Raw genomic sequence first — 1,342 nt, 5'->3', positions numbered from 1 at the left:
GTCGCGGCGCAGTTCGTTCCAGGAGGTGACGGACCAGACGTCGGCGGAGACGTTCCAGTCGTCGGCGAGGATGCGTTGGGCGTCGATGGCCCAGGGCACGGAGACGCCGGAGGCGAGGATCTGGGTGCGGGGACTGCTTTCGTTCAGTCCTGCGGCCTTCGCTGGGTTGAGCAGGTAGATGCCCTTGATGAGGCCTTCGATGTCGAGGTTTTCGGGTTCGGCGGGTTGGACGATGGGTTCGTTGTACACGGTGAGGTAGTACATGAGGTTTTTGTCCGTTGAGTCCGGCCCGTACATGCGTTCGAGGCCGGAGCGGATGATGTGTCCGATTTCGTAGCCGTAGGCGGGGTCGTAGGTGAGGACGGCGGGGTTGGTGGAGGCCAGGAGGGGGGAGTGGCCGTCGGCGTGTTGGAGGCCTTCGCCGGTGAGGGTGGTCCGTCCTGCGGTGGCGCCGATGATGAAGCCGCGGGTCATTTGGTCCGCGGCGGCCCAGAAGGCGTCGCCGGTGCGCTGGAAGCCGAACATGGAGTAGAACACGTAGACCGGGACCAGGGGTACGCCGTGGGTGGCGTAGGCGGTTCCGGCGGCCGTGAAGGCTGCCACGGCGCCGGCTTCGTTGATGCCGGGGTGGATCAGCTGGCCGGCGGGGGACTCTTTGTAGGCCAGGACGAGGTCGCGGTCCACGGAGAGGTAGTTCTGGCCCTTGGGGTTGTAGATCTTCGCGGTCGGGAAGAACGCGTCCATCCCGAACGTCCGGGATTCATCCGGCACGATGGGCACAATCCGGTCCCCGAACTTCTTGTCGCGGAGCAAATCCTTCAGCAGGCGCACGAATGCCATGGTGGTGGCAGCCTGCTGCTTGCCCGAACCGCGCATGGCAACCTCGTAGGACTTCGGCTCAGGCAGTTCAACCGCCTCATGACGGGAACGGCGCTCCGGAACGGACCCTCCCAGCGCCCTGCGCCGCTCCATCAGGTAGGCAATCTCCGGGGCATCGGGGCCAGGGTGGAAGTAGGGAGGGCGGTAGGGGTCGGCATCCAGTTGTTCATCCGAAATGGGAATGCGCAGGTAATCCCTGAAGTCCTTGAGGTCCTCGACCGTCAGTTTCTTCATCTGGTGCGTGGCATTCCGCCCCTCAAACCGTGGTCCGAGTCCGTAGCCTTTGACGGTGTGGGCGAGGATGACGGTGGGTTTGCCCTTGAACTCGGTGGCGGCTTTGTAGGCGGCGTAGACCTTGCGGTAGTCGTGTCCGCCGCGTTTGAGGTTCCAGATCTGGTCGTCGGTGAGGTCCGCGACGAGGTCTTTGGTTTGCGGGGTTTTACCGAAGAAGTGTTCGCGGACG

1 pseudogene is annotated in these 1,342 nt (G+C 64.1%); it reads right to left on the bottom strand.

What is annotated here, in order from left to right:
- Positions 1-1,342 (bottom strand): annotated as a pseudogene (locus DC347_RS07680) (pyruvate dehydrogenase (acetyl-transferring), homodimeric type); the annotation flags it as partial.

This window comes from Pseudarthrobacter sp. AG30 (assembly GCF_003116525.1).
Taxonomy (GTDB): Bacteria; Actinomycetota; Actinomycetes; order Actinomycetales; family Micrococcaceae; genus Arthrobacter.
This window is presented reverse-complemented; position numbering and strand designations above follow the sequence as displayed.